15 protein-coding genes and 3 tRNA genes are annotated in these 14,771 nt (G+C 72.0%); 4 read left to right on the top strand and 14 right to left on the bottom strand.

Annotated features, from left to right (window positions below; genetic code table 11):
- Positions 1 to 50: 50 nt before the first annotated feature.
- The 3 genes from rpmG to SAM23877_RS21100 form a co-directional block, all read right to left on the bottom strand.
- A complete protein-coding gene (gene rpmG / locus SAM23877_RS21110) occupies positions 51 to 215 on the bottom strand; it encodes a 50S ribosomal protein L33 (RefSeq protein WP_003948671.1) in 165 nt (54 codons plus the stop codon).
- 91 nt (positions 216 to 306) lie between these two features.
- Positions 307 to 379 (bottom strand) — tRNA-Met (locus SAM23877_RS21105).
- 46 nt (positions 380 to 425) lie between these two features.
- Positions 426 to 498 (bottom strand) — tRNA-Thr (locus SAM23877_RS21100).
- A gap of 302 nt (positions 499 to 800) precedes the next feature.
- On the opposite strand from SAM23877_RS21100, the gene SAM23877_RS21095 reads away from it, so the two are divergent.
- Both SAM23877_RS21095 and SAM23877_RS21090 read left to right on the top strand, forming a co-directional pair.
- Positions 801 to 2,066 (top strand): amidohydrolase family protein, encoded by a 1,266-nt coding sequence (locus SAM23877_RS21095; RefSeq protein WP_053135526.1) that lies wholly within the window; start codon positions 801 to 803, stop codon positions 2,064 to 2,066.
- 82 nt (positions 2,067 to 2,148) lie between these two features.
- Complete coding sequence (locus SAM23877_RS21090) at positions 2,149 to 2,805, top strand: SDR family oxidoreductase (RefSeq protein WP_053135524.1); 657 nt, start codon at positions 2,149 to 2,151, stop codon at positions 2,803 to 2,805.
- A gap of 37 nt (positions 2,806 to 2,842) precedes the next feature.
- On the opposite strand, the gene SAM23877_RS37670 is transcribed toward SAM23877_RS21090, so the two are convergent.
- Positions 2,843 to 3,061, bottom strand: a complete 219-nt coding sequence (locus tag SAM23877_RS37670) for a hypothetical protein (protein WP_079030341.1) — start codon at positions 3,059 to 3,061, stop codon at positions 2,843 to 2,845.
- 125 nt (positions 3,062 to 3,186) lie between these two features.
- A tRNA-Tyr gene (locus SAM23877_RS21085) sits at positions 3,187 to 3,268 on the bottom strand.
- Between the two features lie 234 nt (positions 3,269 to 3,502).
- Between SAM23877_RS21085 and SAM23877_RS21080 the strand changes: the two genes are divergently transcribed.
- A complete protein-coding gene (locus SAM23877_RS21080) occupies positions 3,503 to 3,991 on the top strand; it encodes a YajQ family cyclic di-GMP-binding protein (protein ID WP_053135519.1) in 489 nt (162 codons plus the stop codon).
- A gap of 105 nt (positions 3,992 to 4,096) precedes the next feature.
- On the opposite strand, the gene SAM23877_RS21075 is transcribed toward SAM23877_RS21080, so the two are convergent.
- Positions 4,097 to 4,363 (bottom strand): GlsB/YeaQ/YmgE family stress response membrane protein, encoded by a 267-nt coding sequence (locus SAM23877_RS21075; protein ID WP_053135517.1) that lies wholly within the window; start codon positions 4,361 to 4,363, stop codon positions 4,097 to 4,099.
- Between the two features lie 137 nt (positions 4,364 to 4,500).
- Here SAM23877_RS21075 and SAM23877_RS21070 point away from each other — a divergent pair, with 137 nt between their 5' ends.
- Complete coding sequence (locus tag SAM23877_RS21070; RefSeq protein ID WP_053135515.1) at positions 4,501 to 5,754, top strand: APC family permease; 1,254 nt, start codon at positions 4,501 to 4,503, stop codon at positions 5,752 to 5,754.
- A 469-nt stretch (positions 5,755 to 6,223) separates the two neighbouring features.
- Here the strand turns inward: SAM23877_RS21070 and SAM23877_RS21060 are convergent, their stop codons facing one another.
- From SAM23877_RS21060 to SAM23877_RS21025, 8 genes are all read right to left on the bottom strand, one after another.
- Positions 6,224 to 6,640 carry a YccF domain-containing protein gene (locus SAM23877_RS21060; RefSeq protein ID WP_053135509.1) on the bottom strand — a complete coding sequence of 139 codons (417 nt, stop codon included), beginning with the start codon at positions 6,638 to 6,640 and terminating at the stop codon, positions 6,224 to 6,226.
- Positions 6,637 to 7,500, bottom strand: a complete 864-nt coding sequence (htpX, locus tag SAM23877_RS21055) for a zinc metalloprotease HtpX (RefSeq protein ID WP_053135506.1) — start codon at positions 7,498 to 7,500, stop codon at positions 6,637 to 6,639. Before htpX ends, SAM23877_RS21060 begins: the two co-directional genes overlap by 4 nt.
- A 259-nt stretch (positions 7,501 to 7,759) precedes the next feature.
- The gene (locus SAM23877_RS21050) at positions 7,760 to 9,307 is read right to left on the bottom strand and encodes an NADH-quinone oxidoreductase subunit N (RefSeq protein WP_053135503.1); all 1,548 of its coding nucleotides are present in this window, start codon (positions 9,305 to 9,307) and stop codon (positions 7,760 to 7,762) included.
- On the bottom strand, positions 9,304 to 10,902 hold the full coding sequence (locus tag SAM23877_RS21045; protein ID WP_053135499.1) for a complex I subunit 4 family protein: 1,599 nt from the start codon (positions 10,900 to 10,902) through the stop codon (positions 9,304 to 9,306). The genes SAM23877_RS21050 and SAM23877_RS21045 overlap by 4 nt, the downstream gene beginning before the upstream one ends.
- A gap of 6 nt (positions 10,903 to 10,908) precedes the next feature.
- Positions 10,909 to 12,903, bottom strand: a complete 1,995-nt coding sequence (locus SAM23877_RS21040) for an NADH-quinone oxidoreductase subunit 5 family protein (RefSeq protein ID WP_053135496.1) — start codon at positions 12,901 to 12,903, stop codon at positions 10,909 to 10,911.
- The gene (nuoK, locus tag SAM23877_RS21035; protein WP_053135493.1) at positions 12,900 to 13,292 is read right to left on the bottom strand and encodes an NADH-quinone oxidoreductase subunit NuoK; all 393 of its coding nucleotides are present in this window, start codon (positions 13,290 to 13,292) and stop codon (positions 12,900 to 12,902) included. The genes SAM23877_RS21040 and nuoK overlap by 4 nt, the downstream gene beginning before the upstream one ends.
- A complete protein-coding gene (locus SAM23877_RS21030) occupies positions 13,292 to 14,080 on the bottom strand; it encodes an NADH-quinone oxidoreductase subunit J family protein (protein WP_167355236.1) in 789 nt (262 codons plus the stop codon). The genes nuoK and SAM23877_RS21030 overlap by 1 nt, the downstream gene beginning before the upstream one ends.
- Positions 14,077 to 14,769, bottom strand: coding sequence for a NuoI/complex I 23 kDa subunit family protein (locus tag SAM23877_RS21025; protein WP_053135490.1), 693 nt, complete (start codon positions 14,767 to 14,769; stop codon positions 14,077 to 14,079). Before SAM23877_RS21025 ends, SAM23877_RS21030 begins: the two co-directional genes overlap by 4 nt.
- Positions 14,770 to 14,771: the final 2 nt, after the last annotated feature.

Here is a 14,771-nt window from a genome sequence, read left to right as displayed (position 1 = left end):
ACACGAGGCCGCCCCCAAGCTTCGGGGACGGCCTCGTGTACGAGCCTTGTTTATCGCGTTTCGCGGTGCGCGGTGTGCGCGTTGCAACGCGGGCAGTGCTTCTTCATCTCCAGTCGGTCCGGGTTGTTACGCCGGTTCTTCTTGGTGATGTAGTTCCGCTCCTTGCACTCCACGCAGGCCAGCGTGATCTTCGGGCGGACGTCGGTGGCAGCCACGTGAGTGCACTCCTTGACGAACGGATTGATGATGGTAACGCAGAAAAGAGTAGCCGATTGAAGGACCGACCCCGCAATCGGCTACTGAGAGTAGCGGTGACCGGACTTGAACCGGTGACACAGCGATTATGAGCCGCTTGCTCTACCGACTGAGCTACACCGCTGTGATGCGATCGGACCCCGCCTCGCGGCGGGAACCTTTCACACCAGAGCCCCAATACGGAATCGAACCGTAGACCTTCTCCTTACCATGGAGACGCTCTGCCGACTGAGCTATTGGGGCGAGCGATGAAGACATTACACGGTCGCCCGCCGTTCGCCCAAATCCGTTTCGCCGCCCGTGCCCCGGCCCGTCCCCCTCGGTGCGCCCGCGGCGGGAACCGGCCCGCACAGCCGCCCCGCACGGACCGCGCCGCACGGTGAGCCGCAGGTGCGCCGCCACGGCGCCGACGGTGCGCGGGGCGGAGCCCGGCCGGTACGACTATTGCCCTCCTCCGCGCCAAGGGCTGATCACCGTCCTAGGCTCGTCTCACTCTGCGTGATCTTGCGTCCCCCACTGCGCAGCCCCGAGCCCAGAGGAGTGCGATGCCCGACAGCCAGCCGCAGCCGCCCCACTCGCCCTCCCCGTCGGGCCCCGCCCGCCAGAGCTCGCTCCTGCTGTCCGGAGCGCGGCTCACCGACGGCCGGACCGTGGACGTGCGGCTGTACGGCGGACGCATCGAGGCGGTCGGCACGGCCGGCAGCCTGGCGGCCCGCACGCCGGGCCCCGGCACCCGCGTGGACCTCGCCGGTTACCTGCTCCTGCCCGCCCCCGCCGAGCCCCACCTCCACGGGGACACGGCGCTGACGGCCGACGCCCCGGCCCCCCACTCCCACGACCCCCGGGACGTCCAGCGCCGGGCCACGGAGGCCGCCCTGCTCCAGCTGGGGCACGGGGCGACAGCCCTGCGGGCGCACGTGCGCGTGGGCGACGTCACGGGGCTGGGCGCGTTGACCGGCGTGCTGCGGGCGCGGCGCTCGCTGCGCGGGCTCGTCGAGCTCACCGCCGTCGCGATGCCGAGGGTGCTGACCGGGGCGGCCGGGGCGGACGGGCTGGCGCTGCTGCGGGACGCGGTCAAGATGGGCGCGGACGTCGTCGGAGGGTGCCCGGACCTGGACCCCGATCCGGCGGGGTACGTGGAGGCGGTCCTGGAGGTCGCCGCCGAGCACGGCTGCCCGGTCGACCTGCACACGGACGCCGCCGACCCGGCACGGCTGGCCCGGCTGGCGGCGATGGCGGGCGGGCTGCGCCCCGGGGTCGCGCTCGGCCCCTGCGACGGCTTGGGGCGGCTCCCCTCCGACGTGGCCTCCCGGGCCGCGGACGGGCTCGCGGCGGCCGGGGTGACGGTGGTGTGCCTGCCCCAGGGCGCCTGCGGCACCGCGGCCCCCCGTGACGGCATGGCTCCGCTGCGGCTGCTGCGGGCGGCCGGTGTGCGGATCGCGGCGGGGAGCGGTGCGCTGCGGGACGCTTCCAATCCCGTCGGGCGCGGGGACCCCCTGGAGGCGGCGTACCTCCTGGCCTCGCGCCAGGGGCTGCGCCCCGAGGACGCGTACGACGCGGTGAGCACGGCGGCGCGGGCGGCGCTGGGCCTGCCCGAGGTACGCGTGGAGGCGGGGTTCCCCGCCGAACTCCTCGCGGTACGCGGGGACCGGCTGGCCTCCGCGCTCTCCCTGGCGTACAGCCGCGTCGTGGTGCACCGGGGGCGCCTGGTGGCACGGACGAGCGCGGTACGGGAGTACGGCGACTCGACGGCTCCGACGGACCTGGGCCTGCCCCGGCAGGGGCGCGGAGGGCGTGGCGAACCGTCATGACGGGGCGGGCCGGGGGCGGGGCCGGTCGGAGGCGGCCGAAGTCGTGCGGCGCGGGCGGGCGTCGGGGCGTACGGTCGAAGACATGCGCATTGTCATCGCTGGTGGTCATGGTCAGATCGCGCTGCGGCTGGAGCGGTTGCTCGCCGCGCGTGGTGACGAGGTGGCGGGCATCATCCGCAAGTCGGAGCAGGCCGACGATTTGCGTGAGGCCGGCGCCGAACCGGTCGTGCTCGACCTGGAGTCGGCCTCGGTCGAGGGGGTCGCGGAGAGGCTGCGGGGCGCCGACGCGGCGGTCTTCGCGGCGGGCGCCGGTCCCGGGAGCGGGGCGGCCCGCAAGGACTCGGTCGACAAGGCCGCAGCCGTCCTCTTCGCGGACGGGGCGGTCCGGGCCGGCGTACGGCGTCTGGTCGTCGTGTCCTCCATGGGAGCCGACCCGCGGCACCAGGGGGACGAGATCTTCGACGTCTACCTGCGCGCCAAGGGCGAGGCCGACGCGTACGTGCGGTCGCTGGAGGGGGTGGACTGGACGATCCTGCGTCCCGGCCAGCTGACGGACGACGCCGGCACCGGTCTGGTCCGCCTGGAGGCACACACCGGCCGCGGCCCCGTCGCACGGGACGACGTGGCCGCCGTCCTGGCGGAGCTGATCGACAGCCCGGCCACGGCCGGCCTGACCCTGGAGCTGATCGGCGGCTCGGCGCCGGTGTCGGTGGCGGTGAAGTCGGTGGCCGGTAACTGACCCCGTGAGAGACCGCGCGAGGCGTCGGGACGAACGGTCAGAACAGGGGCAGTTGCCCGGGGAAGTCGGGGACGACGTACCCGTCCAGGGAGGCTTGCACCGCGCCGAGTTGCGCCGGTCGACGCGAGCCGGGGCAGGAGACGAGCTCGCCGGTTCCCCGCGCGCCGGACGGATCGTGCCGCGCGTACCGCCCCGCTACGACGGCGATCTCGCGGCTGCACTCGGGGCAGACTCTGCGACGGGAGGACGAGGCCATGGCACCAGTCTGCCCGGACCCACTGACATCCCGGGCCGGGCCGCTCTCGCCCTTTCGGTCCAGGACATGACGAAGGGCCCCGTGACCTGCTGTTCGGACAGGTCACGGGGCCCTTCGTTCCCGTGTGGCGGCGCCAGGATTCGAACCTGGGAAGGCTGAGCCGGCAGATTTACAGTCTGCTCCCTTTGGCCGCTCGGGCACACCGCCGGGGTTCGCTGCCCTTTGAACCGTCTTGCGGCGGTGCTCCGTGGCAACGACGTAAACAATACCCGATGTGGAGGGGTGCTTCGCCACCCGATTGATCGCCACCCGGGGGACGGCGGGTGGCTAGTCTTGTCCGGATGCGGCCGAGGACCCCTGCGGGCCCGGCGGTCGCCGACGTATGCCGGTACGGACCCGATACGCGGCCCGACACGCACCAGATACAAGGAGCCACAGGACATGGCCGACTCCAGTTTCGACATCGTCTCGAAGGTCGAGCGGCAGGAGGTCGACAACGCCCTCAACCAGGCCGCCAAGGAGCTGTCGCAGCGCTACGACTTCAAGGGTGTGGGCGCCTCGATCTCCTGGTCCGGGGAGAAGATCCTCATGGAGGCCAACTCCGAGGACCGGGTGACCGCTGTCCTCGACGTCTTCCAGTCCAAGCTGGTCAAGCGCGGTATCTCGCTCAAGGCCCTGGACGCCGGCGAGCCCCAGCTCTCCGGCAAGGACTACAAGATCTTCGCGTCGATCGAGGAGGGTATTTCCCAGGAGAACGCGAAGAAGGTCGCCAAGATCATCCGCGATGAGGGCCCCAAGGGCGTGAAGGCCCAGGTGCAGGGTGAGGAGCTGCGGGTCACCTCCAAGAGCCGGGACGACCTGCAGGCCGTGATCAGCCTGCTGAAGAACCAGGACTTCGACTTCGCGCTGCAGTTCGTGAACTACCGGTGACCTGCTGATCCGGCGCGCGACGATGCGCAGGGTCTCGTTTCACGGGGAGGGGCGGGCGCCGTCGGGTGCCCGCCCTTCGCGTTGGCCGAGTGCCGTGCCGCGGCGTCAGTCGCGCGAGTTGCCGAACAGGAGCCGGTAGGCGATCAGGAGCACCAGGGAGCCGCCGATCGCCGCCGCCCACGTGGCACCGTCGTAGAAGTCCTTGCTGACCGGGTGGTCCAGCCAGCGGGCCGATATCCAGCCGCCGGTGAACGCGCCCGCGATGCCGATGAGGGTCGTGCCGACGAGCCCTCCCGGATCACGGCCCGGCAGCAGGAACTTGGCGACAGCCCCGGCCAGCAGTCCCAGGATGATCCAGCTGATGATCGTCATGCCGTGCCCCTGCCCGTTCGCGCAGTACCCGCGCAGTCCCGTTCGGCGGGCTGGTTTCCGCGGGTGTTCGTGTCTTCTCGGTCAGGGGGACGTCCCGGCCGCTCCCGGCGGTTGCGCCGATCAGTAGGGTGCGACGCATGACACCTGCGGGTCCTGAGCTGCGACGCACCCTGGGCGTGGGCGACGCCGTGGTCGTGGGGCTCGGTTCGATGATCGGCGCCGGCGTCTTCGCGGCTCTCGCGCCCGCGGCCCGCGCGGCCGGGTCGGGGCTCCTGCTCGGCCTCGCCGTGGCCGCCGTCGTCGCCTACTGCAACGCCACCTCCTCGGCGCGGCTCGCCGCCCGCTACCCGGCCTCGGGCGGCACGTACGTCTACGGGCGGGAGCGGCTCGGGGAGTTCTGGGGACATCTGGCGGGCTGGTCGTTCATCGTGGGCAAGACGGCCTCCTGTGCTGCCATGGCGCTCACCGTGGGCACCTACGTCTGGCCGGAGCGGGCGCACCTGGTGGCGGTCGCGGCCGTGGTGGTGCTGACCGCGGTGAACTACGGCGGGATCCAGAAGTCCGCCTGGGTGACGCGGGTGATCGTGGCGGTCGTGCTGGCGGTCCTCGCTTCCGTGGTGGCGGTGTGTCTCGGGTCGGGCCGGGCCGACGCCGGCCGGCTGGACGTCGGGGTGTCGGGCGGCATCGGCGGCGTCCTCCAGGCGGCCGGTCTGCTGTTCTTCGCCTTCGCGGGATACGCGCGCATCGCGACGCTCGCCGAGGAGGTGCGGGACCCGCGGCGCACCATCCCGCGCGCGATCCCGCTGGCCCTGGGCATCACGCTGGTCGTGTACGGATGTGTGGCGGTGGGTGTGCTGTCCGTGCTGGGCCCGGGTGGCCTGGGACAGGCGACGGCGCCGCTGGCCGACGCGGTGGGGGCCGCCGGTCTGCCGGAGCTCGCTCCGGTCGTGCGGGTGGGCGCCGCTGTGGCCGCGTCGGGCGCCCTCCTGGCGCTGATCCTCGGCGTCTCACGGACGACGCTGGCCATGGCCCGGGACCGTCACCTGCCCGGAGCGCTGGCCGCGGTACACCCGCGTTCCGGGGTGCCGCACCACGCGGAGCTGACCGTGGGGGTGGTGGTCGCGGTCCTCGCCGCCACCGTGGACGTGCGCGGCGCCATCGGCTTCTCCTCCTTCGGTGTGCTGGCGTACTACGCCGTGGCCAACGCCTCGGCCTGGACGCTCGACGCGTCGCGGGCGTCGCGGGTGGTACCGGCGCTGGGCCTGATCGGATGCCTGGTGCTCGCGTTCTCCCTTCCGGTGGACTCGGTGATCGTGGGCGGGGGTGTGCTGGCTGCGAGCGCGCTGGCGTACGGGGGCACGCGGGGCCGGGAGGGGAGGACTCCGCGGTAGACGCCGGCTGGGGTGCCTCGGCCGGGCGAAAGGGCTCGCGGCACGGCGTTCGTGTTACCGCGCGGCCGGCGTTCCGTGGGTGGGGGATGCCGGCGCGGTGGTCGCGCCCGGTGCCACGGGACCGGGCGCCGTACGTATGCGGAAGCCGGCCCGGGGTGCGGACTCCAGCCCCTGATCGGCCTCCTCGTACCGACCCGCGCCGCGGGTCCGGACGTGCGGGCGCTCCGGGAGGCTCGGGGCGTCGCGGGACCAGACGGTCCGTGCGGGGGCGGGCCTCGCCCCGTCCACGGGCGCGGGGAGGGAAGACCAGTGCCCGGGGCGGGCCTTGCGCGCCTCGGGGGCCACTCGTGCCGGCAACTGCTCGATCGCGGTCATGGGTTCATGATGCGGGCCGCCACGGACAGCCGGGCGAGCCTGTGGACAACCCCGCGGTTGTGGAGAACCCCACGGTTGTGGAGAACCGCGGCTTCTACCAGCCGGTCCGCTGCGTGGAGCCGGTGGCCGTGAACGGCTGGTCGGTGCGCACGATCTCGCGTCCGAGCGGGAGCAGGGAGACCGGGATCAGCTTGAAGTTGGCGACGCCGAGCGGAATACCGATGATCGTGACGCACAGGGCGATACCCGTGACGATGTGGCCGATGGCCAGCCACCAGCCCGCGAGGATCAGCCAGAGGACGTTGCCGATGCATGAGGGCGCTCCCGCGTCGCGGCGCTCGACCGCCGTGTAGCCGAAGGGCCACAGGGCGTAGACGCCGATGCGGAAGGCCGCGATGCCGAACGGGATACCGATGATCGTCACGCAGAGCAGGACACCCGCGACCAGGTAGGCGAGGAACAGCCAGAAGCCGCTGAGGACGAGCCAAATGACGTTGAGGATGGTCTTCACTGCTGTCGACCTGCCATCTTTTCGAGTCGGGCGATCCGCTCCGCCATCGGCGGGTGGGTGGAGAACATTCTCGAAACCCCCTGTCCCGGCCGGAACGGGTTGGCGATCATCATGTGGCTGGCGGTCTCGATCCGGGGCTCGGGGGGCAGCGGCAGCTGCTTCGTGCCCGTCTCGAGCTTGCGCAGGGCGCCGGCGAGGGCGATCGGGTCGCCGGTCAGCTGGGCACCGGACGCGTCGGCCTCGAACTCCCTGGAGCGGCTGATCGCCAGTTGGATGACGGTGGCGGCGAGCGGACCGAGGATCATGATGAGGAGCATGCCCAGCAGACCCGGCCCGTCATCGTCGTTGGACCGGCCGACCGGGATCAACCAGGCGAAGTTGACGAGGAACATGATCACGGAGGCCAGGGCGCCGGCGACGGACGAGATCAGGATGTCGCGGTTGTAGACGTGGCTGAGTTCATGGCCGATGACGCCGCGCAGCTCGCGCTCGTCGAGCAGGCGCATGATGCCCTCGGTGCAGCACACGGCCGCGTTGCGCGGGTTGCGGCCGGTCGCGAAGGCGTTCGGTGCCTCCGTCGGCGAGATGTACAGGCGGGGCATGGGCTGGCGGGCCTGGGTGGAGAGCTCGCGGACCATGCGGTAGAGCCCGGGGGCCTCGAACTCGCTCACCGGGCGGGCGCGCATCGCGCGGAGTGCGAGCTTGTCGCTGTTCCAGTACGCGTACGCGTTCGTGCCCAGGGCGACGAGTACGGCGACGACGAGCCCCGCTCGGCCGAAGAAGCTGCCGATGACAATGATGAGCGCCGACAGTCCCCCGAGGAGTACTGCCGTCCTGAGCCCGTTGTGCCGGCGGTGCACGGTACGCCCTCCAAGTGGTGCAGCAGGGGAACCCTTTGCTTGCAGGTGTCGCTCGCTGTGGTTGCTTCCTGGCCTCGTGATGCCACCGGTGCCGTGGCATCACGTCCAGTGGACCCTTCCGTACTGGTCAACGCCAGGCGAGGGCCGCCAGTTCCCTGCCGTTCACCGCGGCGCGCGTGGTCCGTACGGGTGACGGCCGCAGCGGGCGCCGCGCGCCGCGGGCGGGTACCGCACGCGCGCGTGCCCGAAGCCGCCGCGCTCAGAAGAGGCCGGTGTCGGCGAAGCGCAGGATCAGCTGGGGCGCTCCCGACAGGGCGACGGCCAGGACCGCGGTCACGGTGAGCGCGGCCGTGAGGGGAGCGGGGACGCGATGCTTCACCGTCGCGTCCGCGGGCGTCCGGAACAGCAGGGCCGTCCACTGGAGGTAGTAGTACAGCGCGATGACGACGTTGACCGCCATGACGACGGCCAGCCAGCCGAGCCCCGCCTCGACGGCTGCCGAGAAGACCGTGACCTTGGCGAAGAGACCGATGATGCCGGGCGGCAGCCCGGCGAGGCACAGCAGGAAGAACGCCAGGAGCAGGGCGGTCAGCGGGTGGGAGGCGTACAGGCCGCGGTAGTCGGCGACACGGTTCCGGGTCCGCGTACGGCCGACGAGCGCGGCCACCGCGAAGGCACCGAGGTTCACCGCGGCGTACATGAGGGCGTAGGCGACGGTGGAGCCGATCGCCCGCTCGGGCTCGTCGGAGTACGCGGCGGCGGCGATCGGCACCAGGAGGTAGCCGGCCTGGCCGACGGACGACCAGGCGAGCAGTCGAACCGCGCTGTACGCGCGCGTGGTCTGCTGGCGGAGGGCTCCGACGTTGCCGACCGTCATGGTGAGGGCGGCCAGCACCGCCAGGGCCGGCCCCCAGACGTCGGCGTAGGACGGGAGGGCGATGACCGTGACGAGGATCAGGCCGGAGAAACCGACCGCCTTGCCGACCACGGACAGGTAGGCCGCGATCGGCAGGGGCGCGCCCACGTAGGTGTCGGGCACCCAGAAGTGGAAGGGCACGGCGGCCGTCTTGAAGGCGAAGCCGACGAGGGTGAGGACGACGCCGGTCTGGGTGAGGGTGGTGAGCTGCCCGTCGACGTGCTGGATGCGTTCGGCCACCTGGGTGAGGTAGAGGGTGCCGGTCGCGGCGTACACGAAGCTGATGCCCATGAGGCTGACCGCGGTCGCGGTGACCGAGGACAGGAAGAACTTCAGGGCCGCTTCGGAGGACCGGCGGTCGCCCTGGCGCAGGCCCACGAGGGCGAAGGCGGGCAGCGAGGCGACCTCCAGGGCGACGACGAGGGTCGCGAGGTCGCGGGATGCGGGCAGGAGGGCGGCGCCGGCCGCGGAGGAGAGCAGCAGGAACCAGAACTCGCCCTCGGGGAGTCCGCGGTCGGCGTCCTTCAGGGCGGTGACCGACAGCAGGGCGGCCAGGAGGGCTCCGCCGAGGACCAGGAACTGGATGGCGAGGGTGAAGGTGTCGGCCGTGTAGCTGCAGACGTCGGCGTCGCCGGTCAGGCAGAACGTCGAGCGGTCGCCGTTCACCAGGGGCAGCAGCATGAGCGCGGCGGCGGCGAGTCCGGCGACCGCCATCCAGCCGAGCAGCGGCTTGCGGGTGTCCTTGACGAACAGGTCGGTGACGAGGACGACGAGTCCGACGACCGCGGCGATGGTGGGCGGCGCGATGGCGAGCCAGTCGACGGACTGGACGAGGTTCTGGGCCGGTGACTGCGCCAGGGTCTGGGCGAGGGACTGGGCCGGGGAGCTCATCGGGTGCCTCCTGAGAGGAGCTGCTGCACGGCCGGGTCGGTCAGGCCGAGGAGGGTCCTGGGCCACAGTCCGGCGACGACGGTGAGGGCGACGAGCGGCGTCCAGGCGGCGAACTCGTACGTGCGCACGTCGGTGAGGCCCGGGGCTTCCCGCGGTACGGCGCCCATGCAGACTCGGCGGACCACGATCAGCATGTACGCGGCGGTCAGCAACGTGCCGAAGGCGGCGACGGTCATGAAGGTGAGGAAGGCGGGGCGGCTGAGGCCCTCGTGGGGGTCGAAGGCGCCGAAGAGCGCCAGCATCTCGCCCCAGAATCCGGCCAGGCCCGGCAGGCCGAGCGAGGCGACCGCGGCGAAGGCGAGCAAGCCGCCGAGGCGCGGTGCCCTGCCGTACAGGGCGGCTCCGGTCTCCTCGGCGAGGGTGTCGAGGTCGGTGGTGCCGGTGCGGTCCTTGAGCCCGCCGACCACGAAGAAGAGCAGGCCGGTGATGAGACCGTGGGCGATGTTGGCGAACAGGGCGCCGTTCACGCCGGTCGGGGTCATGGTCGCGATGCCGAGCAGGACGAAGCCCATGTGGCCGACGGAGGAGTAGGCGATGAGGCGCTTGAGGTCGCCCTTCGCGCCCCGTCGGGCCAGGGCCAGGCACGCCAGGGAGCCGTAGATGATGCCGACGACGGCGAGGGCGGCGAGGTAGGGCGCGAACGTCTGGAAGCCGTCCGGCGCGACCGGGAGGAGGATCCGGACGAATCCGTACGTCCCCATCTTCAGCAGCACACCGGCCAGCAGGACCGAGCCGACCGTCGGAGCGGCGGTGTGGGCGTCGGGCAGCCAGCTGTGCAGAGGCCACATCGGGGTCTTCACCGCGAGCCCCACGCCGATCGCCAGAACGGCGATGACCTGCACGGATGTGGTCAGCGACCGGCCGTTGTCAGTGGCGAGTGCCACCATGTCGAATGTGCCCGCCGTGAGTCCGATCAGGAGCAGGCCGAGCAGCATGACGACGGAACCGAGGAGCGTGTAGAGGATGAACTTCCAGGCCGCTTCGGCCCGTCCCTCGCCGCCCCAGCGGGCGATGAGGAAGTACATCGGGATGAGGACCATCTCGAAGGCGAGGAAGAAAAGGATCAGGTCAAGAACGGCGAAGGTCGCGAGGGTGCCGGACTCCAGGACGAGCAGCAGCGCGACGAAGGCCTTCGGGCTCGGGACCGGGGCTCGTGGTGTCAGCCGCTCGTTCTGCTGCTTGAAGTACGAGTAGAGCGCGCAGAGGAAGGTCAGCAGCGCGGTCAGCGCCAGGAGGGGGAGGGAGATGCCGTCGATGCCGAGGTGGATGCGCACGTCGAGCGCGGGGATCCAGCTGATGTCCGTGCCGGCCTGCACCTTCGACGGATGGTCGTGGTCGAAGCCGAGCACGAGGATGATCACGGCGAGAAGGACGACACCGGTGACGGTGACGCCGTGCCGCAGCACGGCCTGCTCGGGTGACTTTCCCTTCAGCCCGGGCGGGGCCGGGAGGAGAGCGGCGGCGGCGCCGAGAAGCGGGCCGACGACGATCAACGCGAGAAGGAACTGCATCAGGGACTCGTTGATATCGATCACGCCTGCTCACGCTCCCGTGGCGACGAGGACGGCGGCGACCGCGAGGACGACGGTGCCGGCGAGCAGCGCGCTCACATAGGTCTGCACATTGCCGGTCTGGGCCCGGCGGACGGCGGTTCCGAGCCAGCGGGGCAGGGCGCCCGCGCCGCGTACGTAGGTGTCGACGACCTCGCGGTCCAGGAACCGGACCAGGCTCGCGCCGGCCTGGACCGGCCGGACGAAGAGCGCCGTGTACACCGCGTCCAGGTGGAAGCCGACGGCCGCGTGCCGGTGCAGGGGGCCCAGCAGGAGGCGTCCCGGGTCCGAGGGGTCGGGGGCGTACGCGATGTCACCGTAGGCGGGCTCGTGGCTGGCGATGGCCTCCGCCTCCACCAGGGCGGCGTCGCCCTCCGGGTGGGCCGCGACCGCCCCCAGCGGCGGGCGATCCGGGAACGCCGTGGTGTGGCGCCAGGCGGCGTAGGTGACGATGCCGCCGATCAGGGCCACGCCCGTGCCGAGCACGGAGGTGGTGAGCGTCGGGGTGAGGTCCTGGCCGTCGAACCAGTCGGGCAGCAGGCGGAAGGCGAGCCCGCCGAGGGCGAGCGAGGGGATGGCGAGGACCCACAGGACGGCGTTCATGACGAGAGGCTGCCTGCCGTGGTCGGGGGCTTCGGCTCCGCGGCCGCGGAAGGCCAGCAGCCACAGGCGCGCCGCGTAGGCGGCGGTCAGCAGGGCCGTGACCAGGCCGGCGACGAGGACGGTCCAGCCCGCGGCGCCGGGCGCGTGCTCGGTGTGGCCGGTGGCGACGTGCTCGGCTGCGACGAGGACGGACTCCTTGGAGAAGAAGCCGCTGAAGGGCGGGATCGCGGCGAGTGCGAGCAGCGCCACGGTCATCGTCCAGTACGCGTCCGGGACGCGGTCGCGCAGGCCCCGCATGCGGGACATGGCGGCCAGCGAGTTGGTGCCGGCGGCGTGGATGATCACGCCGGCGGCTAGGAACAGCAGCGCCTTGAAGGCACCGTGCGAGATGAGGTGGAAGACGGCGGCACCGCGGTCGCCGGCGGCGAGGGCGCCGGTCATGTAGCCGAGCTGTCCGATGGTCGAGTAGGCGAGGACGCGTTTGATGTCGTCCTGGGCGAGCGCGGCGAGCGCCGAGCCGACCATCGTGACCGCGGCCATGACGGCGAGGACGATCATCGCGGCCCGCGAGGCCTCGAACAGCGGAAGGAGCCGGGCGACGAAGTAGACGCCGGCGGCGACCATCGTCGCGGCGTGGATCAGCGCGGAGACGGGCGTCGGGCCCGCCATCGCGTCGGGGAGCCAGGTGTGCAGCGGGAACTGCGCCGACTTGCCCGCCACGCCGGCCAGAAGGAGCAGGGCGATCAGCGTCGGGTGGTCGAGGGAGCCGCTCGCCACGGCGCCGAGGATCTTCGTGATGCGGAACGAGCCGGCCTCGGTGGCCAGCGCCAACAGGCCGATCAGGAAGGGGACGTCTCCGAGCTTGGTCACCAGGAAGGCCTTGAGGGAGGCGGCTCGGGCCTCCGGTGTCTCCCAGTAGTGGCCGACCAGGAAGTACGAGCAGATGCCCATGATCTCCCAGCCGACCAGCAGCACCATCAGGTCGCCGGAGTAGACGACGAGGAACATCGCGGAGGTGAACAGGGAGACGAGGGCGGCGTACGAGGAGTAGCGCGGGTCGTCGCGCAGGTAGCCCGTGGAGTAGATCTGCACACAGGTGGCGACGCAGCCCACCAGGACGGCGACGAGAGCGGCGAAGCCGTCGATGTGCAGGGCGAGTTCGATGGGCACAGAACCGGTGGGCGTCAGTTCGGTGACGGCGTCCACGGGCTGGTCACCGCCCTGACGGGCGGCGACCAGGACGGCGAGGAGGAGGGCCACCGACGTCGGCAGGACGGCGAGCGGGCGGACGAACCCGGGTGCCGCGCGGCCCAGCAAGAGGCCGGCGGCTGCCCCCAGGAAGGGGAGGAGGGGGACGAGGACGGCGAGGGTGGTCGTGGTCACGCGGTGGCCTCAGCCTTCTCGGCGGCCGTCCCGGTCGCGGGGGGATCGGTGTCGGCGCCGTCCGGCTCGTGGCCCTCCGCGGTGTCGCGGAGCTTGTCGATGTCCGAGGTGCCGCGGTTGCGGTGGACGGCGAGCACGATCGCCAGGCCGATGCCGATCTCGGCGGCCGCGATGGCGATCGTGAACAGGGTCAGGGCCTGGCCGGAGTGCAGGGTCTCCTCGGCGGTCCTGCTGAGCCAGACGTCGAAGGCGACGAGATTGAGGTTGACGGCGTTGAGCATCAGCTCGACCGACATCAGGACCAGGATCGCGTTGCGGCGGGCGAGGACGCCGTACAGGCCCGTGCAGAACAGGAGGGCGGAGAGAACGGCGGGGTAGGCGAGGTGCATCAGCGGTCACCGGCCTTGTCGGCACCGTTCGGCGCGGTCGGCCGGCCGGCTTCGGGGGAACGGCCGGGGTCGGCTGTACGGCGGGGGTCGGCTGTGCCGCCGGGGTCGGCGGCAGGACCGGGGCCGGCGGCGCGAGCGGGGCCGGCGGCGCGAGCGGGGCCGGCGGCGGGGCCAAGGGGGGCGACGCGACCGGGGTCGGTGGCGCGGTCCGGCTTCGTCTTGCGGGACAGGACGATGGCGCCGATCAGCGCGGTGAGGAGGAGGACGGAGAGGGCCTCGAACGGGAGGACCCAGTTCTGGAAGAGGCTCGCTCCGGTCACGGCGGTGGAGCCGGCGGCCGGGCCGTCCAGGTCGATCCAGGTCGTGCGGAAGGCGTCGACGACCACCCACACCAGGGCCGCGGCGGCGGCCAGGGCCACGGTGAGGGCGGCCCAGCGGTTGCCGGAGTCGGCGTCCGGGGAGCGGCCGATGGGCGCCCTGGTGAGCATCAGACCGAACAGGATGAGGACGACGACGGCACCGACGTAGATGAGGACCTGCACCCAGGCGATGAACTCGGCCGTGAGCAGGAGGTACTCGACGGCGAGGCCGCCGAGGGCCACCACCAGCCACAGGGCGGCGTGGACGAGCTGCCGGGTGGTGACGGTGACGACGGCCGCGCCGAGGGTGACCAGGCCGACGAGGAGGAAGGCGATCTCGACGCCGGTCGGGGAGAGGAAGCCGTGGGATTCGGCCGCCAGGGTCGTGGGATGCGCGGCGAGGTGGCCTGCGGTCGCTGCGGGCGTCATTCCCGGCCCTCCTGTTCCGGCTGGTCCGGCCTCGGCTGGTCCGTCTGTTGCTTGGAGTCACCCATGGGGCGGGTGGGCTGTTCGGCCGCGCGGGCCTGCTCGTCGGCGTGCGGTTCGCCGGCCCGGGCCGCCTCCCGCGAGGCCTCCGGCGGCTGGGGCGTCTCCTGCTGGGCGGCCAGTTTGTCGGCGGTCTTGCGGGCGGCGGCGAGTTCCTTCGGTTCCTCCGCGCCGGGGTCGAGGGCGGGCGGGGCCGGGACCGTCCACATCCACTCGCGGAGCATGTCGCGCTCGTGGGTGAGGTCCCGGATGTCGGTCTCGGAGTACTCGAACTCCGGCGACCAGAACAGGGCGTCGAAAGGACACACCTCGATGCAGATACCGCAGTACATGCACAGGGAGAAGTCGATGGCGAAGCGGTCGAGGACGTTGCGGCTGCGGTCGCGCCCGCCGGGGGTCGCCGCCGGGACCGTCTCCTTGTGGGAGTCGATGTAGATGCACCAGTCGGGGCACTCGCGGGCGCACAGCATGCAGACCGTGCAGTTCTCCTCGAACAGACCGATCACACCGCGGGTGCGGGGCGGCAGTTCGGGCTGGGCGTCCGGGTACTGCTCGGTGACGGTCTTCTTCGTCATCGTGCGGAGGGTGACGGCCAGGCCCTTGGCCAGGCCGCTGCCGGGAAGGGGGGCCATGG

The organism is Streptomyces ambofaciens ATCC 23877 (assembly GCF_001267885.1).
Taxonomy (GTDB): domain Bacteria; phylum Actinomycetota; class Actinomycetes; order Streptomycetales; family Streptomycetaceae; genus Streptomyces; species Streptomyces ambofaciens.
Note: the sequence above shows the minus strand (reverse complement) of the source record. Positions and strands in the feature narration are given on the sequence as shown.